Below are 24563 nucleotides of genomic sequence, written 5' to 3' on the forward strand. Positions count from 1 at the left end.
CATCTTGCCGATCACGCCTGGGTCATCGCCTTCTTGAGTTCGATCGTCATCTGCTCCATCTGCTGTTCGGCGAGCGCCCGCTTGCGGCGCCCCTCCTCCTGAACCTGCAGCACGCCTGATATCGTATCGATCAGATCCCTGTTGGCCTTGGCGAGCGTGTCGATATCGACGATGCCGCGCTGCGACTGCTGCTCGATTGATATCGCCTGATCCTTCATCATCTCGGATGCCTGGCGGATCATGTCGTTGGTGGCGTCGGTCACCGCCTTCTGCAGGTCGAGCGCCGATTTCTGCCGCGTCAGGCCGAGCAGGATCACCATCTTCTGCTTCCAGGCCGGCACCGTCAGCGCCGAAGTTGCCTGCAGGTTCTCGATCAGCGTTTCGTCGCCCGCCTGAACGATGCGGATCTGCGGCAATTGCTGGATGCCGAGCTGGCGGGCCTGCTGCAGGTAGAAGACCCGCTTTTCCAGCCGGTCGAGCGCTTGTGCGCCGTCCTGATAGGTCTGCGCCTTCAGCATGCCGCCGCCGGGGCCGGCCGCCGCCGCCTCGGCTTGCGCCTTCAGCCTCGGCAGATCGACGCTGCGGAAACGCTCGGCGAAAGTCTTGCCGGCCTGAACATAGGCCTCGAGCCGCATGATCGATTGCCTGGTTTCCTCATGCAGGTCGTCGAGCAGCGCAATGTCGCGCCTCAGCGTATCCTTGTGGCGGTCGAGTTCCAGGCCGATCCGGTCGATCTGGCCGGCCACGTCCTCGAACTCCGCCTTGAAGCGTTCGAGCCGGGCCTTGGCCGAGAGAAACATGCGGCTGAGGAAACCCTTATCCTTCAGCGATGCCGGATCGAGGCTTTTCGATTTGAGGATGATATCGGTCAGCAGGCGGCCGACATCGCCGAGGTCCTTGTTGCGGACTTCGCGCAGGATCCTGTCGGCATAATCGCTGACCGCCTGCTGGGCGCGGTCGCCATAGACCGAGATGCCGGCACGGTCGGTGATATTGATGCTATCGGAAATGCGGGCAATTTCCGCCGGATCAGCGACAACAACCGGCAGGGCGGCATTCTGAACAGTCGCGAGATCGGTGTCGGCCATGGTTCGGGCTTTCAAGCTTGCGATGCGTAATGGCTACGCAGTCTAGCAGATAGACGTCATCGCAATGGCTTGGCCGCCAGGATCGCACCGACCCGAAAAGCAGGACGACAGACGGCGACTCAGTCATCGCTGATCGCCGAACCATAGTGAATTTTATGATACAGTTTTATGACAGGCGAGATCTCGTCGCCTACTTGCAAACCTCGGCCTTGCGGTCGAGCAGCTCCAGCTTGGCGAGCTTGCCGGTCAGGACGAAATCGCCGTAATCCATCGTCAGATCGCGGGTGATGCCGTTCTCATAGAGCTTGAAGGACATGCGGTAGACCGGCAAAGCATCCGATTTCGCACTCTCGTTGAAATAGGCGATCGTCACCGGCCAGAAGGCCGTCTTGGAGAAGGCGCCGGCGTTGCCGGCATCGGCTTCCTCGGCGATCGGCGTCTCCTGCTTGCCGACGATCGTCGTCGTCGCCAGCGACTTGTCGCCGTCATCCGAACCGTCGAAGACGCGCGCCTCGAAGAAGCGCTTGCCGTCCTTGGCGTGCTGGATCACATCGAGCATATGTTCCGTGGGAAAACGGCTTTCAGCAAGCTGCAGCTCGCGGTTCGCCGGCTGCTTGAGATCGACCTTGACGCCATCAGGCTGGTCCTGCGCCGCACCGTTGACCTCTTTATCGAGCTGCTCGTCGGTGAAGGATTTGGTGTCGAAGGTGAACTTGCCGTCCTTCAGGTTCTCGAAGGTCTTGGTCTGCTGGTCGCTGACACGCACGCTGTCGCCGGTGTCGATCTGCGTCACGAAGCGGAAGTTGGTGGTGAAGCCCTGGCAATAGCTGCCATCGAACTCATAGACCATGCGACCGTACATGGCGGCGATGCCGGAGCGGTCCGAAGCGTCCTTCAGTTCCAGATCGTAGACCGCGCGATGGGCGACGAGGCCGGTCGCGATCGCAGCGCTCACCGCGGGCGCAGCCGCCCATGCATTGGCGGAAACGCTGGCGAAAAGCAGAGCGACAAGACTCGATCGGAACATTCATTAACTCCTGTTGGACTCGGTCGCGATGTTATAAGAACGCTTTCGGCCAAATCGAGGCTCGAAACTGTCATATTAAAGATTCTAGTCTTGATGCATAATTTTTGAAGAATTGACAACAAAAGCGGAGACGAAAATGTCCGATGAAATTGCAGCGCGCCTGATTGAGATGGGGATAACCCTGCCCGAAGCCGCAGCACCTGCTGCAAATTACGTTCCCTATGTCATCAGCGGCAATCTTCTCTACATCTCCGGCCAGCTGCCGCTCGAAGGCGGCAAGGTCGCCGTATCAGGCCATCTCGGCAAGACCGTCGACGTTGCAACGGGCCAGCGCGGCGCCGAACTCTGCGCCATCAACATTCTTGCTCAGGCGAAGGCGGCCCTTGGCGGCGATCTCGGCCGCATCCGGCGTGTCATCAAGCTGAACGGCTTCGTCGCCTCGGCGCCCGACTTCGTCGAGCAGCATCTCGTCATCAACGGCGCTTCGAACCTGATTGCCGGCGCACTTGGCGAAGCCGGCAAACATGCGCGTGCCGCCGTCGGCATGGCGGCCCTGCCGCTGAATGCCGCCGTCGAGATAGACGCTATCATGGAAATCGCAGAATGACCAATGTTGCCTGGATCAGGGACCTGCCGGTCGCCCATCGCGGCTATCACGACCTCAACACGCATATCTGGGAAAACACTCTTTCGGCCTTCTCGCGCGCCGTCGAAGCGGGCTTTGCGATCGAATGCGACCTGCACTACGCCTCCGATGGCGTACCGGTCATCTTTCACGACGAGGACCTGCAGCGCCTGTGCAATCTCAACGGCGACATCCGCGAGCGCACCTCCAGGGAACTCGGACTGATCGCCGTTGGCGGCACGAGCGACAAGGTGCCGACGCTGCGCCAGCTCCTCGATCTCGTCAAGGGCAAGGTGCCGCTGGTGCTGGAGCTCAAGGGCCGCGAGGCCGATGACGAAGGTTTCGCCGAAGCTGTGCTCGAGGTCCTCGAAGGCTATGAGGGCAAGGTGGCACTGATGAGCTTCGACCACTGGCTGCTGCGCGACCTGAAGGCGCTTGGCTCACCCTACCCGCTCGGGCTGACCGCCAACGGCAACACGCCGGAAGAGTTCAAGACGCATGCGAAGGCGATGGAGATCGGTCTCGATTTCATCTCCTATTATTATGACGACCTGCCGAACGCCTTTGTCACCGGCGAACGCGAAAAGGGCATTCCCGTCATCACCTGGACGGTGCGTGACGAAGAGGCGCGCCGACGCACATTCGCCAATGCAGACCAGATGACCTTCGAAGGCTTCGATCCGCGTGTGACTGCTTGACGCTCGCTTTTTGGCCAGGATCATGCGCAGACTGCTGCATAACTCCTTAAATCGGATCGATTTGAGGATAAAATTATGCAGCAACTCAAAGTGTTACAGCGTCCTTTGCGCGTCTGAAAAGACGCGCGGCGCTGTAAGGCAGAGCCGAGACTATCCTCCCACAGGTTTCGCATTTGTCCCATGACTGATGAATTATCCATTCGCGTAGAACGCTCCTTCACCGCGATTTCCCCGGAGAGCTGGTCCAAGCTTTCCGGGGCGTCGAAGACCTGCGCTGCGATTGCCTACAACCCTTTCGTTTCGCACGCCTTTTTATCGTCGCTGGAGGAATCCGGCTCGGCCGACGCAGAGACCGGATGGCTCGGCCACCATCTGCTGCTCGAGACCGATCACGGCGAACTGATCGGCGCCCTGCCCGGCTATCTCAAGAACCACAGCCAGGGCGAATATGTCTTCGACCATGGCTGGGCCGACGCCTTCGAGCGGGCCGGCGGGCGTTATTATCCCAAACTTCAGTGCTCGATCCCGTTCACCCCGGCAACAGGACCGCGGCTTCTTGTCGCCGAGGGGCTGCAGCGGCTGCCGATCCAGAGCGCGATCGCCGAAAGCCTGAAGGAGGTGGTGCGCCGGCTCGGCATCTCTTCGGCCCATATCACCTTCGTGCCGGACGAAGAGATCGGCGTCTTCGAGATGGACGGCTATCTGCACCGCACCGACCAGCAGTTCCATTTCATCAATGACGGCTATGCCAATCACGAGGAATTTCTCGAAACACTTGCCTCGCGCAAACGCAAGGCATTGCGCAAGGAGCGCCGCGCCGCCCTCGAAAACGGGATCAGCATCGACTGGCTGACCGGCCGCGACCTGACGGAACGCATCTGGGACCAGTTCTTCAAGTTTTACATGGATACCGGCGGGCGCAAGTGGGGCCGGCCCTACCTCACCCGTAAGTTCTATTCGCTGATCGGCGAACGCATGGCAGACGATATCCTGCTCGTCATGGCCAAGCGCGACGGGCGCTATATAGCCGGCGCGATCAATTTCATCGGCGGCGATACGCTCTACGGCCGTCACTGGGGCTGCATTGAGGATCATCCCTTCCTGCATTTCGAGGTCTGCTATCACCAGGCGATCGACTTCGCCCTTTCGAAAGGGCTGAAACGGGTCGAGGCCGGAGCGCAGGGCGAACACAAGCTCGCCCGCGGCTATATGCCGGTGACGACGCATTCCGCCCATTATGTCGCTCATGCCGGCCTTCGCCGGGCGATCGGCGACTATCTCGCCCGCGAGCGCGCCGATGTCGAACAGATGAGCGAGCTGCTGACCGAGCACAGTCCTTTCCGCAAAGGCGAGCGTCTGCAGGAGGACTGATGCCGCTGCATCGGCGGCGCTACCCGCTCGACGACGCATATTCCTTAAATCGGAATCGATTTAAGGATAAAACTATGCAGCAATTCAAAGTGCGACAGCGTCCTTTGCGCGTTTGAAAAGACGCACGGCGCTCTGAAAAACGAGGAGATTTCGTGATGACCAGCCCGGCCGCTTATGACGACAACAATATCTTCGCCAAGATCCTCCGCGGCGAAATCCCCTCGCACCGGGTTTACGAGGACGAGCATACCATCGCCTTCATGGATGTGATGCCGCAGGCGCCGGGCCATGTGCTGGTCCTTCCCAAGGCGCCGTCCCGCAATCTCCTCGATGCCGATCCAGCCACCCTCACCCATGCGATATCAGTCGTCCAGAAGATCGCCAATGCGGTGAAGGACGTCTTCGACGCCGATGGCGTGTTCATCGCCCAGTTCAACGAACCGGCCGCCGGGCAAACGGTGTTCCATCTGCACTTCCACGTCATCCCGCGGCATGAAGGCGCGGCCCTCAAGCCGCATTCCGGCAAGATGGAGGATGGCGCAGTGCTGGCCGCCAATGCCGAAAAGATCAGGGCAGCGCTGGCGTAGGGTCAACACCTGTCGATTTCAGAGAATTCAATCCAGACAATCATTTGGAACAAGATCATGATCCGCCACACGGTCGCATTCCGCCTCAAGCACGAATCCGGCTCGGCTGAAGAAAAGTCATTCCTCGCCGAAGCGTTGGTGCTTGCCAATATCCCGAGCGTGCGAAATTTCGAGCAGCTTCGGCAGACGAGCCGGAAAAACGATTTCACCTTCGGCTTCTCGATGGAGTTCGACGATCAGGCTGGCTACGACGTCTATAACGTCCATCCACTGCATGTTGCTTTCGTGCGCGACCGCTGGGTGCCCGAGGTCGCCGACTTTCTCGAGATCGACTACACTAGGCTCTGAAAAGGGCGCATGCAGATCCAGAAACGAAAAAGGCCGCAGTGACGCGGCCTTTTCCAATTCGGTGACGGTATCTTACTTCTTGCGTGGAACCTTCGGAACCGCGCTTCCCTTTTTGGGAGCGTCGCGGACCTCAGGCTCGGCCTGCGGCACTGCTTTGGCGCGGGTCTTGCGGGCCGCCTTGGTCTTCAGCTCGCCGTCATCCCCATCATCGCCTTCGGGATGCACGACCTCGGCTTCGGGCTTCGGCTTGATCGGCGCCGTTTCCGAGATGGCTTCGAGCACGATGCCGGGCTTGCCGTCTTCCTTCGGGCCGACAGTGACGTTGACGACGCCGCCCTTCTTCAGCTTGCCGAAGAGGATTTCGTTGGCGAGCGGCTTTTTGATCGTATCCTGAATGACGCGAGCAAGCGGGCGGGCGCCCATCTTCTCGTCGTAACCCTTTTCCGCCAGCCAGGCGATCGCATCCTCGTGCAGGTCGAAGGTGACGTTCCTTTCGGAAAGCTGGGCCTCCAGCTGCATGATGAACTTCTGCACGACCTTGTGGATGACGGCCGTCGGCAACGCCGCGAAGGGAATGATCGCGTCGAGACGGTTGCGGAATTCCGGCGTGAACAGACGGGTCAGCGCCTCCTCGTCCTCGCCGGTGCGCTTGGACGAACCGAAGCCGATCGCCGCCTTGGCCATTTCGGATGCGCCCGCATTGGTCGTCATGATCAGGATAACGTTGCGGAAATCGATCTTCTTGCCGTTATGGTCGGTCAGCGTGCCGTGGTCCATGACCTGCAGCAGGATATTGTAGATGTCGGGATGCGCCTTCTCGATTTCGTCGAGCAGGACCACGCAATGCGGGTGCTGGTCGACACCGTCGGTCAGAAGGCCGCCCTGGTCGAAGCCGACATAGCCGGGGGGTGCGCCGAGCAGACGCGAAACCGTGTGCCGCTCCATATATTCCGACATGTCGAAACGCAGGAGTTCGACGCCGAGCGACGATGCCAGCTGTTTTGCCACCTCGGTCTTGCCGACGCCGGTCGGACCGGAGAAGACATAGGCGCCGATCGGCTTGTTCGGCTCACGAAGGCCGGCGCGCGCCAGCTTGATCGAGGTCGAAAGCGCTTCGATTGCGATATCCTGGCCGTAGACGACCGAACGCAGTTCCTTCTCGAGATTGGCAAGCACGGCTTCATCGTCCTTGGAGACGGTCTTCGGCGGAATGCGCGCCATCGTCGCGACCGTCGCCTCGATCTCCTTTTCGGTGATCAGCTTGCGGCGCTTGGACGGCGGCAGCAGCATCTGGGCCGCACCGGTTTCGTCGATCACGTCGATCGCCTTGTCGGGCAGCTTGCGGTCGGAGATGTAGCGGGCCGACAATTCGACGGCCGACTTGATGGCGTCGTTCGAATAACGCAGGTGGTGATACTCTTCGAAATAGGGCTTCAGGCCCTTCATGATCTCGATCGCATCTTCGATCGACGGCTCGCTGACGTCGATCTTCTGGAAACGACGGACCAGCGCCCGATCCTTCTCGAAGAACTGGCGGTATTCCTTGTAGGTGGTTGAACCAATGCAGCGAATCGCGCCCGATGACAGGGCCGGCTTCAGGAGGTTCGATGCATCCATTGCGCCGCCTGAGGTGGCGCCGGCACCGATCACCGTGTGGATCTCGTCGATAAAGAGCACGGCGCCCGGATATTCTTCCAGTTCCTTGACGACCTGCTTCAGGCGTTCCTCGAAATCGCCGCGGTAGCGCGTGCCGGCCAAGAGCGTGCCCATGTCGAGCGAGAAGATCGTCGCATCGGCGAGCGCTTCCGGAACCTTGCCTTCGACGATGCGCTTGGCAAGGCCTTCGGCGATCGCCGTCTTGCCGACGCCGGGATCACCGACATAGAGCGGATTGTTCTTCGAACGGCGGCACAGGATCTGGATCGTGCGGCTCACTTCGGCGTGACGGCCGATCAGCGGATCGATCTTGCCGCCCTTGGCCTTCTCGTTGAGATTGACGCAATAGGCCTTGAGCGCGTCTTGCTGCTTCTTCGGGCCGCCCTCTTCCTCACCGCCGCGCGCCGTCGGCTTGCTGCTTTCGGCTTCGTCTTCGGCGCCGCGCGGGGGACGCGCTTCCGAAACGCCCGGGCGCTTGCCGATGCCGTGGGAGATGTAGTTGACGGCATCGTAGCGGGTCATCTCCTGCTCCTGCAGGAAATAGGCGGCGTGGCTCTCGCGCTCGGCGAAGATCGCGACGAGCACGTTGGCGCCGGTCACCTCTTCGCGGCCGGACGATTGCACGTGGATGACGGCACGCTGGATGACGCGCTGGAAGCCGGAGGTCGGCTTCGAATCCTCGTCATAACCGGTGATCAGGTTGGAAAGTTCGTTATCGACATATTCGACGAGCGTCTTGCGCAGCGCGTCGAGATCGACATTGCAGGCACCCATGACCGCGGCCGCATCGGCATCGTCGATCAGGGCGAGCAGCAGATGCTCGAGCGTCGCATATTCGTGGTGCCGCTCGTTGGCAAAGGTCAGTGCCTGATGGAGCGCCTTCTCTAAACTAGGCGAAAATGTTGGCACGTTCAGATCCTCACTTCTTTTCCATGACGCATTGCAGCGGATGCTGGTGCTGCCGGGCGAAGTCCATCACCTGGCTGACCTTCGTTTCCGCTACCTCGTATGTGAATATTCCGCATTCGCCGACGCCGTGGTTATGGACATGGAGCATGATGCGGGTGGCACTTTCACGATCCTTCTGAAAAAAACGCTCCAGAATATGAATGACGAATTCCATGGGAGTGTAGTCGTCATTCAAAAGCAGCACACGATAAAGATTGGGCTTCTTGGTCTTCGGCTTGGTGCGCGTGATGACCGAGGTTCGATTTGCGTTGTCCCCGTTCCTTTCGCTGTCGTTCTGCATCCGGATCGGCTTTGCGATCATTGTCATTCATTCCTCAAGCAATCCAGCGGAGCATGGGAGGGTGCTTTTCCCGCCGAATATCTGAAACACTAACTTAGTTCATAATAGGCTGATTTTAAGCCCCCTGTCAGACACTGCAATCAAGAAATGGCCGGCATGCACGGGAAAGACCAAAAAAGTCCCCGGTCGATCCCATGCGGGCGCTGCAGCGAAAGTGGAAACAAAAAGACCGGCTACAGATGCGTAGCCGGTCTTCATTTTTCAATATGTAGCGCAGGTTGCGCCTTTGAAATCAGTTCAAGCAGCAGCAGGCGTCGCCGCCGACACCGACTTGGCGGTCTTGACGACGGCAGCGGCAATCGGTGCCTCATAGGGCTTGTAGGCTGATTTGGCGAGATCGGCATACATCTCACTGAGCTTCGTCGTCTCGGAGACAAAGCCTTCAAAATACGCCTTGACGTAGCTCGTCTGCAGCTCGAAGGCAGCCTCGAAGCTCTTGACGCCGGCCAGCGTTTCGAAATGCGTCACCGCGTCCTGAAAAGATTTCTTCGAATATTCAGTGGCTTCTGCGGCGATTGCCTGAAAGCCCTTGGACGTGTCGGTATAGGTCTTCAGGGCCGTGTCGACGGCTTCCTTGCTCTTCTTGTTAGCATCGTCAAAGTTGAACATGAGCCATCCTCCGTTGGGCTGTTGGTGGCCGCAGGGTAGCTGCAATGCACAAATAGTCAAGTAGTCTTGTGCGTTGCAAAACATCCAAAGGTTGCATTACAATAACATAACAAAGGCAGCGCGCCGGGGCACGTACGTCTTTAACTGATTTTGCTAAAATATATCAGAATGCCGCAACCGGAAGTTTTGAATAAATTCTCGTTGCGAATCGAAAAAACGAAAAAAGGACCGAACGGATCGCGCCGTTCGGTCCTTTTGAAGCTTTCGAACGCGATCAGAGATCGACGTCGAGGATCGCCATCGAAAAGTTGTAGGAGCGGTCGCCGTCCTCGTCATCGATATAGACGACACCCAGAAATTCTTCGCCGAGATAGACTTCCGCAGAATCATCCTTGCGCGGACGCGCCTTGACGATCATCTGCGGATTGAACATGCGCTTGAAATAGGCGTCGAGCTTCTTGATTTCTTCTGGCTTCACTCTGTCATCTCCGTAAGCGGTCTTGATTGGCCGCTTCTTGCACAGGAAATGCAGCGGTGTAAAGGCAAGGTTGCCGTTTGCTCGTGGCTCTCCCCGCTCGGATCCCGCCGACTTTTCCTATCCTTGTTTCCAATGGGCGCTCAGATATCGGCGCCGATCACCTGGTCCATGTTGCGCGACGGCTCGGAACAACCGGCCTCGCCGACGACCTTGGCCGGCACGCCCGCCACCGTCTTCTTGGGCGGCACCGCCTTCAATACGACGGAGCCGGCGGCGACGCGTGAGCAATAGCCGATCTCGATATTGCCGAGAATCTTCGCACCGGCGCCGATCATGACGCCGGAACCGATCTTCGGATGGCGGTCGGCGCCCTCCTTGCCGGTGCCGCCGAGTGTGACGCCGTGCAGGATCGAGACGTTGTCGCCGATGACGGCCGTCTCGCCGACGACGAGGCCGGTGGCGTGATCGAGGAAGATGCCCTTGCCGATCCGGGCGGCCGGGTTGATGTCGGTCTGGAAGACGCTGGAAGAGCGGCTCTGCAGATAGAGCGCAAAATCACGCCGGCCGCGGTTCAGCAGCCAATGGGCGAGACGATGGGTCTGCAGCGCATGGAAGCCCTTGAAATAAAGCACCGCCTCCATGAAGCGCAGGCAGGCGGGATCGCGATCGTAGATCGCCTGGATATCGACGCGCAGGATGGAACTCCAATCCGGCCAGTCGAGGAGCATTTCCTCGAAGGTCTGGCGAAGCAGGTTCGCCTGCATGTCGGGGTGATCGAGACGTTCACAGATGCGGTGGATGACGCATTCCTCGAGCGAATGGTAGTTGATCACCGTCGAATAGAGGAAGGCGGCGAGAACCGGGTCCCGTTCGGCGGCGAGCCGGGCTTCCTCGCGCAGGCTGTCCCAGATGGGATCCATCACCTTCACAGGATGGCCTGTGTCAAAAGCACGGATGTCAGTCTTTGCGACCATCGCCGCTCTCCTCGCTGCCAGCAGGAATGCCGTTTTCGGAATGCCAATATATAGAGGAAAACGCCAATAACATAAATGGGTGCCGTCGCCATGGTTTTTTAGCATGGTTTTTCGGCATCACGATGTTGTCAGCGATGGGCGACCCTTGCATAGAAGGCCAGCACCGCCTCCTTGAAAACCCTGTCGCCGACGGCGAGCATATGATCGCGGCCCGGAATATCGAGCGCTTCGGCATTTTGCATCAGCGCCGCCAATTCCTGCGGCGAGCCGGCGATATCATCCTTGGTGCCGACGCCGATCAGCGTCGGCATGTCGAGCTTGGCCATATCGGAGCGAGCGACGAGATCGCGCGAGCCGCGGATGCAATCGGCAAGAGCGACCCGGTCACTCTTCGTCTGCTCGGCGAAGGCGCGGAACATACGGCCGCGGGCGTGCGTCACTTCGTCGAGCGAGGGGGCCAGCAGCGCATCGGCGATCGGGTCCCAGTCACCGACGCCGTCGGTCATGCCGATGCCGAGGCCGCCGAGAACCAGCGAACGGACGCGATGCGGATTGGCAAGCGCGGCAAAGACGGAAATGCGCGCACCCATCGAATAGCCCATGACATTGGCTTCCGGAATGCCCAGATGGTCGAGCAGGGCGATCGCGTCACCGGCCATCACCCAGGGACGATAGGCTTCGGCATCATGCGGCTTGTCGCTGGCGCCGTGGCCGCGATTGTCGATGGCAATCACCCGGTAGCCGGCGTCGCCGAGCGTCTTCAGCCAGCCCGGATGCACCCAGTTGACGTTTGCGGTCGAGGCGAAGCCGTGGATCAACAACACGGGGACGCCGGCGGGATCGCCCTCATCGAAGAAGGCGAGCTGCAATCCGTCATGGGTGAAGCTCGAAAATGTGGGCGTATTCAGGTTCATCGGGCCTTCCTTTTTGGCGCGACCATAATCGAGCGGCCTTTCATCGTGAAGCCGAAAACTGTGGCTAAAAACTGCGGCTGAAAACTGTGCTTGGCGCGGCGGTTTGGCTCTACACATTTGCGGCGAAGGCTTATAAGGTTCGCGCACATTTCAAAGCATTCGGAGAGCGACATGGCCGGCCACAACATTCCCCACTTCCAGAACGACGGCGGTCACCGCGTTATCGAAGTCGGCGTCAAGGAATTCATGTGCACCGGCGCTTCGGCTCCCTTCGATCATCCACATATCTTCATCGACATGGGCGACGACAACGAGAAGGTCTGTTCCTACTGCTCGACGCTTTATCGCTTTAATTCCGCGCTCAAGCCCAGCCAGACGAATCCGGCCGGTTGCGTTTTCCACGTGAAGGCGGCGTAGTCAGTCCATATCCGGGATCGGACGGGCAATGCCGATCGAACATGCCGCCATCATCGGCGCCGGGATATCGGGGCTGACCGCTGCCCTTGCGCTTTCGCGCCGGGGCATCAGTTCGGAGATCTTCGAGCAGGCGGGCGAACTCACCGAAATCGGCGCCGGATTGCAGGTTTCGCCGAACGCTTCCCGCATCCTTGCCGAACTCGGTATCCTTGAGGGACTGTCAAAGGTCTGGCTCGAGCCGGACGCGATCCGGCTGATATCGGGTGGGTCGCTGCGCCAGCTCGCGGCGGTGCCGGCCGGCAAATTCGCGCGGGAACGCTGGGGCGCTCCCTATGGCGTCCTGCACCGCACCACATTGCAGAAAGCGCTTTTGGCTGCGGTTACGGTCGATCCGCTCTGCCGGCTTCACCTTGGCGTGCGGATAGATTCGACCCTACCGCCTTTCGAGCGGACGCCCGATATTGTGATCGGCGCCGACGGCGTCTGGTCGAAGCTCCGGCAATTCGTTCCGGGCAGCCCCTCGCCGCGCTTTTCCGGCAATATCGCCTACCGTTTTACGATTGCCGAAACGGAGGCGCCCGGATTCCTCGACCGGGCAAGCGTTTCGGCTTTTCTCGGCGGTTCGGCGCATCTCGTCTGCTATCCGCTGAGGGAAAGCGGCAGCTTCAACATGGTGGCGATCACCGCCGGCAATATCGCGCCGCAGGCCTGGCAAAGCGAAGTAACGGCCGAGCAGCGGGCGCAGCTGCGGGCGCGCCTTTCCGGCTGGAACTCAGCGATAGTCTCGCTGCTCGACAGAAATAGGAAGCTGACGTTCTGGCCGCTGTTCGAAACCACCGCCGGCTCCTGGCAGGACGGCCGAAAGACGGTTCTGATCGGCGACGCCGCGCATGCGATGATGCCTTTTGCCGGACAGGGAGCAGCGATGGCGATCGAAGACGCCTACGAACTGGCGGCGTTTCTTTCGAACCGTCCCGCGGCAGAAGCGCTGGCGCGGTTCGAAAGACATCGGGCGCCGCGCATTGCGAAGCTTCGCCAGCGTGGCGCCTTCAACCGGTTCGCCTATCATGCGAAAGGGCCGATCCGGATCGGTCGCGATCTCGTGCTCGGCCTCAAGCCGCCGCTAAGCCTGGCGGCAGATCTCGACTGGATCTACGGCTATCGGGCTGTCGATCTGCCGTGAGGCGCGACCAGCGACGACAAAGCGCGCCTGGTCAGACGGCGCTTGCCGCGGCAAAACCCCGTTCGATATCGGCCTTCAGGTCGGCCACGTCCTCGATGCCGATCTGCAGGCGGATGACCGGACCGTCCGTCGGCGCCTTGGCGATCTTGCGATCGTTGAGATAGGCATGCAAGGCGAGGCTTTCAAAGCCACCCCAGGAATAGCCGAGACCGAAAATCCTGAGCGCGTCGAGGAAGGCATGCGCCTTTGCTCTTGATTTCTCGGGGCCGTCGGCGGCAAGCACGAAGGAAAAGATGCCGCTGGCGCCTTTGAAATCGCGCTTCCAGAGATGGTGAGAAGGGAAACTCGGCAGGGCCGGATGCAGCACGCGGGCGACGTCGTCCCTGCCCTCCAGCCATTTCGCGATATCAAGCGCGCTTTCATAGTGCCGCTCGAGGCGCAGGCCCATGGTGCGCAATCCGCGCAGGATCTGGTAGGCATCATCGGGTGCGCCGCAGATGCCGAGCACACCGTTTGCTTCCTTCAGCCGCTCCCAGTGCTCGGCATTGGCCGAAACCGTTCCGAGCAGAATGTCGGAATGGCCGGACGGATATTTCGTCGATGCGTGGATCGAGATGTCGACGCCGTGATCGAGCGGCCTGAAATAAACCGGCGTCGCCCAGGTATTGTCCATCATGACGACGGCGCCGTGGCTGTGCGCAACCGCCGAGATCGCCGGAATATCCTGCATTTCGAAAGTATTGGAGCCTGGGGCCTCGGTATGAACGAGCTTGGTGTTCGGCCGGAACAGCGCCTCGATGCCGGCGCCGATCTCCGGGTGGTAATATTCCACCTCGACGCCGAGGCGCTTCAACATCGTGTCGCAGAAATGGCGCGTCGGGCCATAGACCGAATCGACCACCAGCGCATGATCGCCGGCAGCGACGAAACCCAAGAACGGAATGGTGACGGCCGCAAGGCCCGACGGCACGAGGATCGTGCCGGCCGAGCCTTCGAGTGCGTCGATCGCCTCACAGAGTGCATCCGTCGTCGGGGTGCCGCGCGTTCCGTATGTATATTTCTGCGTGCGCGTCTCCATCGCCCGCGCATTCGGAAACAACACCGTCGAGGCATGCACGACCGGCGGATTGATGAAGCCGTGATAATCGAAGGGGTCGTTGCCGATATGGGTCAGGCGGGTGTTGATGCCAGCATTCTGCAGCAAGCTGTCTTTGTCGTTCATGTCGGAAATAGCCTTTGGCGAAGTGTCGCGAAACCAGACTTTTGGACGTCGCGCCGTTTCCGGTCAACCCTTGAAGATTGATGCAAGCGACGGCCTGGAATGATGGAATTGTCGATTTTCGCGTTATTTTTCCGCAACCAGACGCCTATTTCATGGCCAAGTGCCCATGAATGCAGCGCGATCTACCAAAATTCTGAATTTTGCCGCAATTATTGAGCGCGACACTTGACCATAGTGACATTTACGACTGTGATAGACCCACTCGCGCCGGGAGGGTGTCGAGACAATGGGGAGGCGCACGGATTGTCGGCACGCACTCCCCACAAGAAAAGATAAGACAACGGAAAAGGTTGGGAAAATGAAAAATAAGCTCCTGTCCGCCGCCATCGGCGCAGCAGTTTTGGCAGTTGGCGCCTCGGCCGCCTCCGCCACCACTCTCTCAGACGTCAAGGCAAAGGGTTTCGTTCAGTGCGGCGTCAACACCGGCCTTACAGGCTTTGCCGCACCTGACGCTTCCGGCAATTGGGCCGGCTTCGACGTCGACTTCTGCAAGGCCGTCGCTTCGGCCGTGTTCGGCGACCCCACCAAGGTCAAGTACACGCCGACAAATGCGAAGGAACGTTTCACCGCTCTGCAGTCCGGTGAAATCGACGTTCTCTCGCGCAATACGACCTGGACGATCAACCGCGACACCGCACTCGGTTTCAACTTCCGTCCCGTCACCTATTATGACGGTCAGGGCTTCATGGTGCGCAAGGGCCTGAACGTGAAGTCGGCGCTCGAACTCTCCGGCGCCGCAATCTGCGTGCAGTCGGGCACGACCACGGAACTGAACCTCGCCGATTATTTCAAGACGAACAATCTGCAGTACAATCCGGTCGTCTTCGAAAATCTTCCTGAGGTCAACGCGGCCTACGACGCCGGTCGTTGCGACGTTTACACGACCGACCAGTCCGGTCTCTATTCGTTGCGTCTGACGCTGAAGAATCCCGACGAACACGTCATCCTTCCTGAGATCATCTCCAAGGAGCCGCTTGGCCCGGCCGTCCGTCAGGGTGATGATCAGTGGTTCGATATCGTTTCCTGGACGGCTTATGCGCTGATCAATGCCGAAGAGTTCGGCATCACCCAGGCAAATGTCGACGAGATGAAGAACTCGCCGAACCCTGATATCAAGCGCTTCCTCGGCAGCGAGACCGACACCAAGATCGGCACCGATCTCGGCCTGACCAATGATTGGGCCGCCAACGTCATCAAGGGCGTCGGCAATTATGGCGAAATCTTCGAGCGTAACATCGGCGAGGGCAGCCCCCTCAAGATCGCACGCGGCTTGAATGCTCTGTGGAACAAGGGCGGCATCCAGTACGCACCGCCGGTTCGTTAATCGAGCACCGGCAATGAAATACCGGGAAGGCGGCCAAGCCGCCTTCCCACTCCAAAAAGTAAAAAGAAAGCCCGAAAACGGGCACAAGGGGATTGGCGCGGCATGACGCATGGGGCTGTGGATAGGACACCTTTGCATGACACCGGCTGGAGTTTCCGGTCGGCAATGTACGACCCGAAATACCGGAGCATATTTTTCCAGGTTCTAACAATCGTTGTTCTGGTGGCATTTGTGTGGTGGGTGGCCCACAACACGGCCGTGAACCTTGCGCGCAGCAATACGGCATCGGGTTTCGGCTTTCTTCGCGGCCGCGCCGGTTTCGAAATCGGCCAGTCGCTGATCGGCTTTTCGAGTGACTCGACTTATGCGCGCGCACTTCTCGTCGGCATTCTGAATACCTTGCTGGTGGCGGTGACCGGTATCTTCACCGCGACCATCATCGGCTTCCTGATCGGGATCGGCCGGCTGTCGCGCAATTGGCTGATTGCCAAGCTCTGCACGGTCTATGTCGAGGTTTTCCGCAACATTCCGCCGCTGCTCGTCATCTTTTTCTGGTATCTCGGCGTTCTCTCCGTCTTGCCGCAGCCGCGCGAGTCGGTCGGCCTGCCCTTCAACATGTTCCTCAACAACAGAGGACTAGCCTTCCCGAAGGCGATCTTCGAGACAGGCATGATAGCGGTCGGCATCGCCCTGCTGATTGCGATTGTCGCCACCATCATCATCGCGCGTTGGGCTCACAAACGCCAAGCCGCAACCGGCCAGCCGTTCCACACCGTGTGGACGGCGATCGCGCTGATCGTCGGCTTGCCATTGCTGGTCTTCGTTGTCTCCGGCTTTCCGCTCACCTTCGACGTTCCGGTCGCCGGAAAGTTCAACCTGACGGGCGGCTCCGTCGTCGGCCCCGAATTCATGTCGCTGTTTCTCGCTCTGTCCTTCTATACCGCCTCGTTCATCGCCGAGATCGTTCGCGGCGGCATTCGCGGCGTTCCTAAGGGACAATCCGAAGCAGCCGGCGCGCTGGGGCTGCATCCGTCGAGCGTGACGAGACTTGTCGTGGTGCCGCAGGCGCTGCGCATCATCATCCCGCCGCTGACGAGCCAGTACCTGAACCTGACCAAGAACTCCTCACTCGCCATCGCGATCGGTTTCTCGGATCTCGTTGCCGTCGGTGGCACGATCCTCAATCAGAGCGGTCAAGCGATCGAGATCGTCTGCATCTGGGGTATCGTCTATCTCAGCTTGAGCATTCTCACGTCGCTGTTCATGAATTGGTTCAATGCCAAGATGGCACTGGTGGAGAGATAAGATGTCGGTCGCCGATAAACCCTTTGTCAGAACGTCCATCCTTGCCGCCGAACCGCCGCCCCCCGGCGAGAGGGGAGCCGTCGCCTGGATACGCCGCAATCTCCTGGCAACTCCGAAGGACGTGATCCTGACGATCCTGGCTCTTGCGCTCATCGCATGGGCCGTGCCGCATCTCGTCAACTGGCTGTTCATCCAGGCCGTATGGTCCGGCCCGGACCGCACATTCTGCGCGACGACGATCCAGGGCGGCATCCAGCCTGACGGCTGGAGTGGCGCATGCTGGGCTTTCATCAGCGCCAAGTACGATCAGTTTATCTTCGGCCGCTATCCGCTCGGTGAGCGTTGGAGGCCGGCGATCGTCGGGATCCTGTTCATTCTGCTGCTGGTTCCGATGTTGATCCCGTCGGCGCCGCGCAAGGGCCTGAACGCCATTCTTCTGTTCGCCGTCCTGCCGGTCATCGCCTTCTGGCTTCTTCACGGCGGCTTCGGCCTCGAAGTGGTGGAGACTCCGCTCTGGGGCGGGTTGATGGTGACGCTCGTCCTGTCCTTTGTCGGTATTGCCGTCTCCCTACCCGTCGGCATTCTGCTTGCGCTGGGACGCCGCTCGAAGATGCCCGTCATCCGGATGCTCTGCGTTACCTTCATCGAGGTCATTCGAGGCGTTCCGCTGATCACCGTTCTGTTCATGGCAAGTGTCATGCTGCCGCTCTTCCTTCCGACAGGCTGGAACGTGGACAAATTGCTTCGGGCGCTGATCGGCGTGTCGATCTTCACGTCGGCCTATATGGCTGAAGTGATCCGCGGCGGCCTTCAGGCGATCCCGAAGGGACAGTTCGAAGGCGCCGATTCACTCGGCCTCGGCTATTGGCAGAAGACCCGGCTGATCATCATGCCGCAGGCCATCAAGCTGGTCATCCCGAGCATCGTGAACACCTTCATCGGAACGTTCAAGGACACGTCGCTGGTCACCATTATCGGCATGTTCGACCTGCTTGGCATCGTTAAGCTGAACTTCTCCGATGCCAATTGGGCAAGCGCCGTCACGCCGATCACGGGCCTGATCTTCGCGGGCTTCATCTTCTGGCTGTTCTGCTTCGGCATGTCGCGCTATTCAGGTTTCATGGAGCGCCATCTCGATACCGGCCACAAACGATAAGAACGCTACAACGATAAGAATGAGGGAAAATAGTCATGGCTGAAGCTCCAGCGAAAAAGCTCACCGTTTCCGCAACGGAAGTGGCGGTCGAGATCGTCAACATGAACAAGTGGTACGGCGATTTCCACGTGCTGCGCGACATCAACCTGAAGGTCATGCGCGGCGAGCGCATCGTCATTGCCGGCCCGTCGGGTTCGGGCAAGTCAACGATGATCCGCTGCATCAACCGCCTTGAAGAGCATCAGAAAGGCAAGATCGTCGTCGACGGCACCGAGCTCACCAACGATCTGAAAAAGATCGACGAGGTGCGGCGCGAAGTCGGCATGGTGTTCCAGCACTTCAACCTCTTCCCGCATCTGACGATCCTCGAAAACTGCACGCTGGCGCCAATTTGGGTCCGCAAGATGCCGAAGAAGCAGGCCGAAGAAGTGGCCATGCACTTCCTGAAGCGGGTCAAGATCCCGGAGCAGGCCAACAAATATCCGGGCCAGCTCTCCGGCGGCCAGCAGCAGCGCGTGGCGATCGCGCGTTCGCTGTGCATGAACCCGAAGATCATGCTGTTCGACGAGCCGACCTCGGCGCTCGATCCCGAAATGATCAAGGAAGTGCTCGACACCATGGTGGGTCTTGCCGAGGAAGGCATGACCATGCTCTGCGTCACGCATGAAATGGGCTTTGCCCGCCAGGTGGCCAACCGGGTCATCTTCATGGACCAGGGCCAAATCGTCGAACAGAACGAACCGGCCGCCTTCTTCGATAACCCGCAGCACGAACGCACCAAGCTGTTCCTCAGCCAGATCCTGCACTAGATCGAAGCGTCCCTTGAAAAGACCCGCCGCACCTTCCGGTTCGGCGGGTCTTTCACGTTCAGCGGGAGGCTGTCGCCTGCAGCAGACTGCAGAGACCGGCAAGGCCGGAATCACCGCCGGAGGCGGAGATATCGGCGCAACGGACGAGCATCTTGCGCTGCTCATTGACAGGCCTCGCCTGGAAGGCCTCCAGGGTGCGGATCTGGGACGCGCTGAGGCTGCGCTCGCCCGCGGGTCTGCCGCTGCTGCCTGCCCCATCTACCCTGCCGATGGCGAGATCGGCATCGACGCCATTACCGCTGCCAACCGAGGCCGTGGCGTTGGCATCGATTCCATCGGAACCGCCGGTGCGTGCATTGAGATCGGCATTGACGCCGCGCCCGATCCTGGCGTTGGCGTCTGCGTCGATACCGTTGCCGCCGCCGACACTAGCATTGACATCGGCATCGATGCCCCGGCCACCGCCGGCATTGGCGGTCGCATCGGCATTGACGCCGTTCGAGCCACCAACGGAAGCATTGGCATCAGCGCTGATGCCGCTCCCGCCGCCAATCGAAGCCCCGACATCGGCGCTGACGGCATTGCCTGCATTCACCGACACACCGACATCGATCGCACGCGCATCGCTTGCCGGCACGGCAAGGAGGGCGCAGGTGGATGCGAGCACTGCAAAGGACAGTCTATTGTGGTTATGGGTCATGTTTTCCTCCGTTTCCATTCCGCCGAACGATCTGCCCGGCAGTTCGAAATCGAGGAACGCGCGTACCTTCGATCGATCGGACGCCTGCAACTACAGGACGTCCATGGCAAGGCAACGTGAAGAGATGACGAATGTTTCACGACAGGGCGCGGCAAGTCGTTCGGCGGCGTATAATGATGTTTCGCGGTTATCGAATTCCGAATTGCCCGACCGACTGTGCCAAAAGCGGGCATGTCGTCTGACAGTCGGAGGGCTGCTGAAGTATTCCCTCCAATGGCGCCAGCAATCTTCAGCCGGCGGCGAACAATCCGATCGCAGCTTTTCCTTGAGATCGACCACAGCTCTCGCGGGCATTGGCTTTTCCATCAGCGATTGAACATACTAAAAATAACTCCCTTTCCGCCTGGATATATCAAGCGGGAAGTCCATGTTTCGGCATGTTCTCATCTGATGGAACTGGAGGTTTAGAATGGGCATTTTCGACAAGATCAAACATGCAATCTTCGGAGAGGCGAAAGCAGCCGAACCCGTTGCGGCCGGCGCACCGAAGACAGAGCCGGCGCAAGCGCCTGCCTCACCGTCGGCAGCCCCCAATCCGGCGCCTGCGGCCCCTGCCCCGCAAAGCAAGCCGGTCCCCACGGCCACCGCGCCAGGCACAGCCACTGTCGATATCGTCCCGATCCTTGACGCGGCTGTGAAGAAGAGCGGTCAGAAACTCGATTGGCGCCGCTCGATCGTAGACCTGATGAAAGCCGTCGGGATGGATGCGAGCCTGACCGAGCGCAAGGAACTTGCCGCTGAACTCGGCTATACCGGCGACACCAACGATTCCGCAAAAATGAACATGTGGCTGCACAAGGCGCTGATGAAGCGGCTTTCGGAAAACGGCGGCAAGGTACCGGCCGACCTCCTGGATTGATCGATGACGCATAGCTGCCGCCATTTCTGTGGCGGCAGCTATGCGGTTAACGTCTCGGGCAAGGGGACGCCGAAACAAGCCGTCCCCTTGCCCGCAGGCGCTGGAACCAATAACGTTTCGCTCGATACTTCGATAATCGATCAGGGGAGAAATAAGTCCAATGAGATTGATGGCAGTCGTTGGTGTTGCACTCAGCCTGGCCTGTATATCGGCCGCAGAATCTCCTTCAAACTATCAATCCTATAGCGGCATTCGGGTCGATACCGACCCGGTCCTCCTGGCTCGATACGACAAGGCACTCCAACACTGCCTGCCGGAGGCAAGCTCATGGCGACGAGGCTCGTCGGACCCGCGAAGCCTGCATTACAACGCGGCTCTCAGAAATTGCCTCTATAGACGCAGCTTCGTCGACAGAGGCGTCTACGCCTACCCCATCCCCCAGGTCTACTTCGATCATTTCCTGGATCGCTGAGAAGAGCCGAGCCCTTCAGAGGCTATCAAACAAAAACCCCGCCATTTTGGCGGGGCTGTCTTCACTGCGTTCTTTGCGCGTCTTAAAAGGCGCGCGGCGCTATGGTCAGCGTTTGCCGCCAGCTGGCGGCCGGCCCTTGCCCGCCGGGCGGTTGCCGCTTCCGGACGCAGTCTTGGCGTCATTGCCCTGACCGAAGTTGGTGCCGCCGAGATGGCCACCGCCGCTGGTATTGGCAACCTGGCGCTGCGCTTTGCGCAACAGTGCCTCTGCATTGGTCTTGCTCATGAAATTCTCCTCAATGGCTGGAAAACCCAGCCGGAATGCCGGCACTGACTTCCGCGGTCAAAGACCGAAGGCATATCAGGCAGCGACGATGTGCGTTTGGCGGAGGCTTGCGTCGATCAAAGACTTGCCTGCATTCATGACGATTCCCCCTCAACCGGCATGACAATCACCCTCCGGCGGCTGCCGGACGGCGCAGAAATCGATTTTGAAAGGAAAGATCAGCCGGGACGCCAAAGCGCAAACCAAGCTCGACAAGCAATTTCGATAGATGAATCAATATGACGGCAATGTGTTGAAAACAAGTTCCCGGCTTCCTGCCTGGAGAAGCGTTGCCGACTGCTTTTGCCGATTCATAGAAGATAATCATCCTGCGGTGTCAGTTGGAACGCTTCTTGCAGAGTTACTAATATGTTTATGATGCAAGGACCAAATGTAATGAATCGGTACACATCGCATCAGTTTCCCGCACTGAGGATCCTCATGAGCGGCCAGGAAAAATACAGCGTCGTCAGGACCCTCGGCGATGCAGCCACCATGCTCATTTCCGAATGGCCGGGTGATGACGGCGAGGAGTATGTTGTGGCGGTAAGGACATGCCTCGACGCCATCCGCGGAACCACGCCCCCGGGCGCCGCGCGGGAAGCGCTGATGAGAGCGGCTGATGAAGCCGGCATCCGCTACCTCTCGGTCGTTCACTGAGATCGCTCGAGCAGATTCCAGAGAAGGATTTGCGGAAACGCTCGAGCAGTGCAAATCCGCCGCGACTTTGGTTTCTGCCCAGCTCATAGCCTGTCCTGGCGTTTCTCCCGTGACATCAGTTGGCTAACCGCTGCAGCAGAGAGCGCGTCGTCGGCATATCCAAACGTACCCGCTGTTTTCACCTCCATAGCGGCGCGCAACAACGCCCCCAGAGCGGCCCGCGCGAAAGAGCCGCCGACACTCACGCGGCGCACGCCGACGCTCGACAGTTCGGCAACAGAGTATTTTCGCCCTTTCAAACCCATGACCACGTTGACTGGCTTGTCCACGGCCGCGCAAACGGTTCTGATTGCCTCGATGTCAGGCAAGCCGGGTGCGTAAAGCACATCTGCCCCAGCGGCCGAAAATGCTTGCAGCCGTTCGATGGTGTCGTCAAGATCGGGTCTCTCCCAAAGATAATTCTCCGCCCGCGCCGTGAGAAGAAAAGGCAGACCGCGCGCAGCCTCTGCTGCAGCATGGATGCGTTCGACGGCTTGCGACAGCTCGTAGATCGGGGCAGCAGGATTGCCTGTTGCGTCTTCGATCGATCCGCCGACAAGTCCGGTTTCGCATGCCAAGCGGATGGTTTCCGCACAGGCTTCTGGCGACGCACCGAAGCCATCTTCAAGGTCGGCAGAGACAGGAAGATCAGCAGCGCCAACGATCTCGGCAGCGTTCTCAAGAACCTCATCCCGTCCAAGGCTCGCGAATGAATCCAACTTGCCCTTGGAAAAGGCGTAACCCGCGCTGGTGGTCGCGAGCGCCTCGAAGCCAAGGCTTGCGAGAAGGCGAGCCGAACCGGCGTCCCACGGGTTCGGGATGACAAAGGCACTGTCCCCCTGGTGAAGTGCCTTCAGTCGCTCGAACTTGGCCCTTTGATCCATAAATGCCCCCTCACGTTTCACTGAGGGCGAGACTAGCATCGCGGGAACGAAATGTGAACGAGTTGCGCGAACTAGCTTAGGAGAGAATAGCGACGATGCGCTATTGGTGCGCATTTCCGTCAGTCTCACGCTCCTGGACTAGACATGAGTCCGCAGCAGAGGCCGAAACCAGCTGTTACCATGTCTTCGGTATGGACTTTGAAATAGTGGCGACCCCTGCAGGAATCGAACCTGCGACAACCTGCTTAGAAGGCAGGTGCTCTATCCAGCTGAGCTAAGGGGCCGTCCGGCGGCCGCGTCTCACGAGCGCGACCGGATGCGGCATATCTGGACCAGAAATCTCAATGCGTCCAGGGCTGCGTGCGCGTATAGCGGAAATTGTCCGGATAGGCGACGACCTGGCGGACCGGATCCTTCGGTGCGATGACGCGGTATTCGATGCCGTTGCGCTGGGCGTAGGCTTCGGCGAGTTCCTGCGTTTCGAAGGTGAGCTTCACCTGCTGGCGCATATCGCCCGAGGAAGTGTAGCCCATGATCGGATCGATCTTGCGCGCCGACTCCTGATCGTATTCAAGCACCCAGAGATGGGTCTTGGCCTTGCCGGACTGCATGGCGGTCTTGGCTGGACGATAGATTTTGGCAGACATGACTGCAGCATCTCCGACTATGCGGGCAGCGCCCGCCTTTCATGGTCTCAATCCCGTTGCCGGCCCGTTCTCGGGCCTTGGCATCATCGCTGAGGATAATGCCAAGAGATGAATTTTGCTTAGCCGCGAATCCCCGCTTTTTCAAGAAAAAAGGCGGTGTGCGACACGGCTGCCGACTCCGTTCGCATGACGGCCGACACCGCCTCCCCTTCAAATCCGGTGATTGCCGGCCGGATTTCGCAATATTTCCGCTTGTCTCACCTTGTGATCACAACCTGATTGCCGCTGCCTTCCCTCGGCACTAGTTTACGGCTCAATCGATTTCAGTGGATTTGCAGCTCATGATGAGACGTTCGGCGGAGTTCAATGCCATTGTCATAGGCGCTAGCATCACGGCGTTCTTCTACGTTGTCATCAGCTACGCCCAATATATCGGCCTGATCGCCCACGGCTGAGGTAGCCTTGTGCTGACGTACAATTGCGCCAGGCAGACAGAACTCGTGCGCCCGGCAAGCAGGCTGGCGACCTATCAAGATTTTTCTGTCTTGCATCCACAGGTCCGGCGAGGAATCTTCGGCCAGAGCTGGATTTATGGGTTGCGACGGCGAGGTGAACCGTGTATCTCCCCTGCCATTCACGGCACGGAGTGTAGCGCAGCCTGGTAGCGCATCTGGTTTGGGACCAGAGGGTCGGGAGTTCGAATCTCTCCACTCCGACCATTCAAATATCCCGATATTGTTGAATTCCTTGACAGGCGC

At 59.5% G+C, this 24563-nt stretch carries 29 protein-coding genes and 2 tRNA genes; 16 read left to right on the forward strand and 15 right to left on the reverse strand.

Annotation, left to right across the window (positions count from 1 at the left end; genetic code table 11):
* Positions 1–11 precede the first annotated feature (11 nt).
* Together G9X67_RS13515 and G9X67_RS13520 are read right to left on the reverse strand one after the other, a co-directional pair.
* A complete protein-coding gene (locus G9X67_RS13515; RefSeq protein ID WP_171598849.1) occupies positions 12–1088 on the reverse strand; it encodes a toxic anion resistance protein in 1077 nt (358 codons plus the stop codon).
* 190 nt (positions 1089–1278) lie between these two features.
* Positions 1279–2115: a cell envelope integrity EipB family protein gene (locus G9X67_RS13520; RefSeq protein WP_171598850.1), complete on the reverse strand. Its 837-nt coding sequence runs from the start codon at positions 2113–2115 to the stop codon at positions 1279–1281.
* A gap of 136 nt (positions 2116–2251) precedes the next feature.
* Between G9X67_RS13520 and G9X67_RS13525 the strand changes: the two genes are divergently transcribed.
* From G9X67_RS13525 to G9X67_RS13545, 5 genes are all read left to right on the forward strand, one after another.
* Positions 2252–2722 (forward strand): RidA family protein, encoded by a 471-nt coding sequence (locus tag G9X67_RS13525; protein ID WP_171598851.1) that lies wholly within the window; start codon positions 2252–2254, stop codon positions 2720–2722.
* A complete protein-coding gene (locus tag G9X67_RS13530) occupies positions 2719–3438 on the forward strand; it encodes a glycerophosphodiester phosphodiesterase (protein WP_171598852.1) in 720 nt (239 codons plus the stop codon). The genes G9X67_RS13525 and G9X67_RS13530 overlap by 4 nt, the downstream gene beginning before the upstream one ends.
* A gap of 180 nt (positions 3439–3618) precedes the next feature.
* Positions 3619–4809 carry a GNAT family N-acetyltransferase gene (locus G9X67_RS13535; RefSeq protein ID WP_171598853.1) on the forward strand — a complete coding sequence of 397 codons (1191 nt, stop codon included), beginning with the start codon at positions 3619–3621 and terminating at the stop codon, positions 4807–4809.
* A gap of 155 nt (positions 4810–4964) precedes the next feature.
* Positions 4965–5396 carry an HIT family protein gene (locus tag G9X67_RS13540; protein ID WP_105005871.1) on the forward strand — a complete coding sequence of 144 codons (432 nt, stop codon included), beginning with the start codon at positions 4965–4967 and terminating at the stop codon, positions 5394–5396.
* A 57-nt stretch (positions 5397–5453) separates the two neighbouring features.
* On the forward strand, positions 5454–5744 hold the full coding sequence (locus G9X67_RS13545; RefSeq protein WP_171598854.1) for a Dabb family protein: 291 nt from the start codon (positions 5454–5456) through the stop codon (positions 5742–5744).
* Positions 5745–5816: 72 nt separating this feature from the next.
* Here G9X67_RS13545 and clpA read toward each other — a convergent pair whose 3' ends face one another.
* From clpA to G9X67_RS13575, 6 genes are all read right to left on the reverse strand, one after another.
* Positions 5817–8309, reverse strand: a complete 2493-nt coding sequence (clpA, locus tag G9X67_RS13550; RefSeq protein WP_018073448.1) for an ATP-dependent Clp protease ATP-binding subunit ClpA — start codon at positions 8307–8309, stop codon at positions 5817–5819.
* A 10-nt stretch (positions 8310–8319) separates the two neighbouring features.
* Positions 8320–8670 (reverse strand): ATP-dependent Clp protease adapter ClpS, encoded by a 351-nt coding sequence (clpS, locus tag G9X67_RS13555; protein WP_017988219.1) that lies wholly within the window; start codon positions 8668–8670, stop codon positions 8320–8322.
* A gap of 276 nt (positions 8671–8946) precedes the next feature.
* Positions 8947–9318, reverse strand: coding sequence for a phasin family protein (locus tag G9X67_RS13560; protein ID WP_171598855.1), 372 nt, complete (start codon positions 9316–9318; stop codon positions 8947–8949).
* Positions 9319–9592: 274 nt separating this feature from the next.
* The gene (locus G9X67_RS34970) at positions 9593–9796 is read right to left on the reverse strand and encodes a DUF3126 family protein (RefSeq protein ID WP_003539277.1); all 204 of its coding nucleotides are present in this window, start codon (positions 9794–9796) and stop codon (positions 9593–9595) included.
* Between the two features lie 140 nt (positions 9797–9936).
* Entirely contained in the window at positions 9937–10770 is an 834-nt protein-coding gene (gene cysE, locus G9X67_RS13570) for a serine O-acetyltransferase (protein WP_017960263.1), read from the reverse strand.
* Positions 10771–10898: 128 nt separating this feature from the next.
* Complete coding sequence (locus tag G9X67_RS13575) at positions 10899–11684, reverse strand: alpha/beta hydrolase (RefSeq protein ID WP_171598856.1); 786 nt, start codon at positions 11682–11684, stop codon at positions 10899–10901.
* Positions 11685–11855: 171 nt separating this feature from the next.
* Here G9X67_RS13575 and G9X67_RS13580 point away from each other — a divergent pair, with 171 nt between their 5' ends.
* Positions 11856–12101: a zinc-finger domain-containing protein gene (locus tag G9X67_RS13580; protein ID WP_003539274.1), complete on the forward strand. Its 246-nt coding sequence runs from the start codon at positions 11856–11858 to the stop codon at positions 12099–12101.
* Between the two features lie 28 nt (positions 12102–12129).
* Complete coding sequence (locus tag G9X67_RS13585; protein ID WP_171598857.1) at positions 12130–13284, forward strand: FAD-dependent monooxygenase; 1155 nt, start codon at positions 12130–12132, stop codon at positions 13282–13284.
* A 31-nt stretch (positions 13285–13315) separates the two neighbouring features.
* On the opposite strand, the gene G9X67_RS13590 is transcribed toward G9X67_RS13585, so the two are convergent.
* Positions 13316–14506, reverse strand: a complete 1191-nt coding sequence (locus tag G9X67_RS13590) for a cystathionine beta-lyase (RefSeq protein ID WP_171598858.1) — start codon at positions 14504–14506, stop codon at positions 13316–13318.
* 358 nt (positions 14507–14864) lie between these two features.
* On the opposite strand from G9X67_RS13590, the gene G9X67_RS13595 reads away from it, so the two are divergent.
* The 4 genes from G9X67_RS13595 to G9X67_RS13610 all read left to right on the forward strand — a co-directional run bounded on the left by G9X67_RS13595 (position 14865) and on the right by G9X67_RS13610 (position 19160).
* Positions 14865–15890 (forward strand): amino acid ABC transporter substrate-binding protein, encoded by a 1026-nt coding sequence (locus tag G9X67_RS13595; protein ID WP_029873144.1) that lies wholly within the window; start codon positions 14865–14867, stop codon positions 15888–15890.
* Between the two features lie 102 nt (positions 15891–15992).
* Entirely contained in the window at positions 15993–17195 is a 1203-nt protein-coding gene (locus G9X67_RS13600; RefSeq protein ID WP_171598859.1) for an amino acid ABC transporter permease, read from the forward strand.
* Between the two features lies 1 nt (position 17196).
* Entirely contained in the window at positions 17197–18351 is a 1155-nt protein-coding gene (locus G9X67_RS13605; protein WP_138329657.1) for an amino acid ABC transporter permease, read from the forward strand.
* 35 nt (positions 18352–18386) lie between these two features.
* On the forward strand, positions 18387–19160 hold the full coding sequence (locus tag G9X67_RS13610) for an amino acid ABC transporter ATP-binding protein (protein WP_011651798.1): 774 nt from the start codon (positions 18387–18389) through the stop codon (positions 19158–19160).
* A 58-nt stretch (positions 19161–19218) separates the two neighbouring features.
* On the opposite strand, the gene G9X67_RS13615 is transcribed toward G9X67_RS13610, so the two are convergent.
* On the reverse strand, positions 19219–19860 hold the full coding sequence (locus tag G9X67_RS13615; RefSeq protein WP_171598860.1) for a hypothetical protein: 642 nt from the start codon (positions 19858–19860) through the stop codon (positions 19219–19221).
* On the opposite strand from G9X67_RS13615, the gene G9X67_RS13620 reads away from it, so the two are divergent.
* From G9X67_RS13620 to G9X67_RS13630, 3 genes are all read left to right on the forward strand, one after another.
* Complete coding sequence (locus tag G9X67_RS13620; RefSeq protein ID WP_171598861.1) at positions 19859–20236, forward strand: hypothetical protein; 378 nt, start codon at positions 19859–19861, stop codon at positions 20234–20236. The two genes, G9X67_RS13615 and G9X67_RS13620, sit on opposite strands and share 2 nt — an antisense overlap.
* Before the next feature lie 93 nt (positions 20237–20329).
* Entirely contained in the window at positions 20330–20779 is a 450-nt protein-coding gene (locus G9X67_RS13625) for a DUF3597 domain-containing protein (protein ID WP_171598862.1), read from the forward strand.
* 160 nt (positions 20780–20939) lie between these two features.
* Positions 20940–21251 (forward strand): hypothetical protein, encoded by a 312-nt coding sequence (locus G9X67_RS13630; protein WP_138329663.1) that lies wholly within the window; start codon positions 20940–20942, stop codon positions 21249–21251.
* A gap of 105 nt (positions 21252–21356) precedes the next feature.
* On the opposite strand, the gene G9X67_RS13635 is transcribed toward G9X67_RS13630, so the two are convergent.
* Both G9X67_RS13635 and G9X67_RS13640 read right to left on the reverse strand, forming a co-directional pair.
* Complete coding sequence (locus G9X67_RS13635; RefSeq protein WP_003539245.1) at positions 21357–21536, reverse strand: hypothetical protein; 180 nt, start codon at positions 21534–21536, stop codon at positions 21357–21359.
* Positions 21537–21702: 166 nt separating this feature from the next.
* Positions 21703–21903 carry a hypothetical protein gene (locus G9X67_RS13640; protein ID WP_171598863.1) on the reverse strand — a complete coding sequence of 67 codons (201 nt, stop codon included), beginning with the start codon at positions 21901–21903 and terminating at the stop codon, positions 21703–21705.
* A 41-nt stretch (positions 21904–21944) separates the two neighbouring features.
* On the opposite strand from G9X67_RS13640, the gene G9X67_RS13645 reads away from it, so the two are divergent.
* On the forward strand, positions 21945–22235 hold the full coding sequence (locus G9X67_RS13645) for a DUF982 domain-containing protein (protein ID WP_011651794.1): 291 nt from the start codon (positions 21945–21947) through the stop codon (positions 22233–22235).
* 83 nt (positions 22236–22318) lie between these two features.
* Here the strand turns inward: G9X67_RS13645 and G9X67_RS13650 are convergent, their stop codons facing one another.
* The 3 genes from G9X67_RS13650 to G9X67_RS13660 form a co-directional block, all read right to left on the reverse strand.
* Positions 22319–23158: an isocitrate lyase/phosphoenolpyruvate mutase family protein gene (locus G9X67_RS13650; protein ID WP_171598864.1), complete on the reverse strand. Its 840-nt coding sequence runs from the start codon at positions 23156–23158 to the stop codon at positions 22319–22321.
* A 207-nt stretch (positions 23159–23365) separates the two neighbouring features.
* Positions 23366–23442 (reverse strand) — tRNA-Arg (locus G9X67_RS13655).
* A gap of 57 nt (positions 23443–23499) precedes the next feature.
* On the reverse strand, positions 23500–23805 hold the full coding sequence (locus G9X67_RS13660; protein WP_003539138.1) for an ETC complex I subunit: 306 nt from the start codon (positions 23803–23805) through the stop codon (positions 23500–23502).
* Between the two features lie 642 nt (positions 23806–24447).
* Here G9X67_RS13660 and G9X67_RS13665 point away from each other — a divergent pair.
* Positions 24448–24524: transfer RNA gene (locus G9X67_RS13665), tRNA-Pro, on the forward strand.
* Positions 24525–24563: the final 39 nt, after the last annotated feature.

It is taken from the genome of Rhizobium sp. WYCCWR 11152 (genome assembly GCF_013087615.1).
In the GTDB taxonomy this organism is placed as follows: Bacteria; Pseudomonadota; Alphaproteobacteria; order Rhizobiales; family Rhizobiaceae; genus Rhizobium; species Rhizobium indicum.

Excerpts from the sequence above, each read along its gene's own strand:
- G9X67_RS13515 (WP_171598849.1), bottom strand. The coding sequence starts at position 1,088 with ATGGCCGACACCGATCTCGCGACTGTTCAGAATGCCGCCCTGCCGGTT.
- G9X67_RS13535 (WP_171598853.1), top strand. The coding sequence starts at position 3,619 with ATGACTGATGAATTATCCATTCGCGTAGAACGCTCCTTCACCGCGATT.
- G9X67_RS13640 (WP_171598863.1), bottom strand. The coding sequence starts at position 21,903 with ATGATTATCTTCTATGAATCGGCAAAAGCAGTCGGCAACGCTTCTCCA.
- G9X67_RS13615 (WP_171598860.1), bottom strand. The coding sequence starts at position 19,860 with ATGACCCATAACCACAATAGACTGTCCTTTGCAGTGCTCGCATCCACC.
- cysE (WP_017960263.1), bottom strand. The coding sequence starts at position 10,770 with ATGGTCGCAAAGACTGACATCCGTGCTTTTGACACAGGCCATCCTGTG.
- G9X67_RS13525 (WP_171598851.1), top strand. The coding sequence starts at position 2,252 with ATGTCCGATGAAATTGCAGCGCGCCTGATTGAGATGGGGATAACCCTG.
- G9X67_RS13630 (WP_138329663.1), top strand. The coding sequence starts at position 20,940 with ATGAGATTGATGGCAGTCGTTGGTGTTGCACTCAGCCTGGCCTGTATA.
- G9X67_RS13530 (WP_171598852.1), top strand. The coding sequence starts at position 2,719 with ATGACCAATGTTGCCTGGATCAGGGACCTGCCGGTCGCCCATCGCGGC.
- clpS (WP_017988219.1), bottom strand. The coding sequence starts at position 8,670 with ATGATCGCAAAGCCGATCCGGATGCAGAACGACAGCGAAAGGAACGGG.
- G9X67_RS13520 (WP_171598850.1), bottom strand. The coding sequence starts at position 2,115 with ATGTTCCGATCGAGTCTTGTCGCTCTGCTTTTCGCCAGCGTTTCCGCC.
- G9X67_RS13540 (WP_105005871.1), top strand. The coding sequence starts at position 4,965 with ATGACCAGCCCGGCCGCTTATGACGACAACAATATCTTCGCCAAGATC.
- G9X67_RS13560 (WP_171598855.1), bottom strand. The coding sequence starts at position 9,318 with ATGTTCAACTTTGACGATGCTAACAAGAAGAGCAAGGAAGCCGTCGAC.
- G9X67_RS13585 (WP_171598857.1), top strand. The coding sequence starts at position 12,130 with ATGCCGATCGAACATGCCGCCATCATCGGCGCCGGGATATCGGGGCTG.
- G9X67_RS13660 (WP_003539138.1), bottom strand. The coding sequence starts at position 23,805 with ATGTCTGCCAAAATCTATCGTCCAGCCAAGACCGCCATGCAGTCCGGC.
- G9X67_RS13610 (WP_011651798.1), top strand. The coding sequence starts at position 18,387 with ATGGCTGAAGCTCCAGCGAAAAAGCTCACCGTTTCCGCAACGGAAGTG.
- G9X67_RS13620 (WP_171598861.1), top strand. The coding sequence starts at position 19,859 with ATGTTTTCCTCCGTTTCCATTCCGCCGAACGATCTGCCCGGCAGTTCG.
- G9X67_RS13650 (WP_171598864.1), bottom strand. The coding sequence starts at position 23,158 with ATGGATCAAAGGGCCAAGTTCGAGCGACTGAAGGCACTTCACCAGGGG.
- G9X67_RS13580 (WP_003539274.1), top strand. The coding sequence starts at position 11,856 with ATGGCCGGCCACAACATTCCCCACTTCCAGAACGACGGCGGTCACCGC.
- G9X67_RS13635 (WP_003539245.1), bottom strand. The coding sequence starts at position 21,536 with ATGAGCAAGACCAATGCAGAGGCACTGTTGCGCAAAGCGCAGCGCCAG.
- G9X67_RS13645 (WP_011651794.1), top strand. The coding sequence starts at position 21,945 with ATGTTTATGATGCAAGGACCAAATGTAATGAATCGGTACACATCGCAT.
- G9X67_RS13545 (WP_171598854.1), top strand. The coding sequence starts at position 5,454 with ATGATCCGCCACACGGTCGCATTCCGCCTCAAGCACGAATCCGGCTCG.
- G9X67_RS13605 (WP_138329657.1), top strand. The coding sequence starts at position 17,197 with ATGTCGGTCGCCGATAAACCCTTTGTCAGAACGTCCATCCTTGCCGCC.
- G9X67_RS13595 (WP_029873144.1), top strand. The coding sequence starts at position 14,865 with ATGAAAAATAAGCTCCTGTCCGCCGCCATCGGCGCAGCAGTTTTGGCA.
- G9X67_RS13600 (WP_171598859.1), top strand. The coding sequence starts at position 15,993 with ATGACGCATGGGGCTGTGGATAGGACACCTTTGCATGACACCGGCTGG.
- G9X67_RS13625 (WP_171598862.1), top strand. The coding sequence starts at position 20,330 with ATGGGCATTTTCGACAAGATCAAACATGCAATCTTCGGAGAGGCGAAA.
- G9X67_RS13575 (WP_171598856.1), bottom strand. The coding sequence starts at position 11,684 with ATGAACCTGAATACGCCCACATTTTCGAGCTTCACCCATGACGGATTG.
- G9X67_RS13590 (WP_171598858.1), bottom strand. The coding sequence starts at position 14,506 with ATGAACGACAAAGACAGCTTGCTGCAGAATGCTGGCATCAACACCCGC.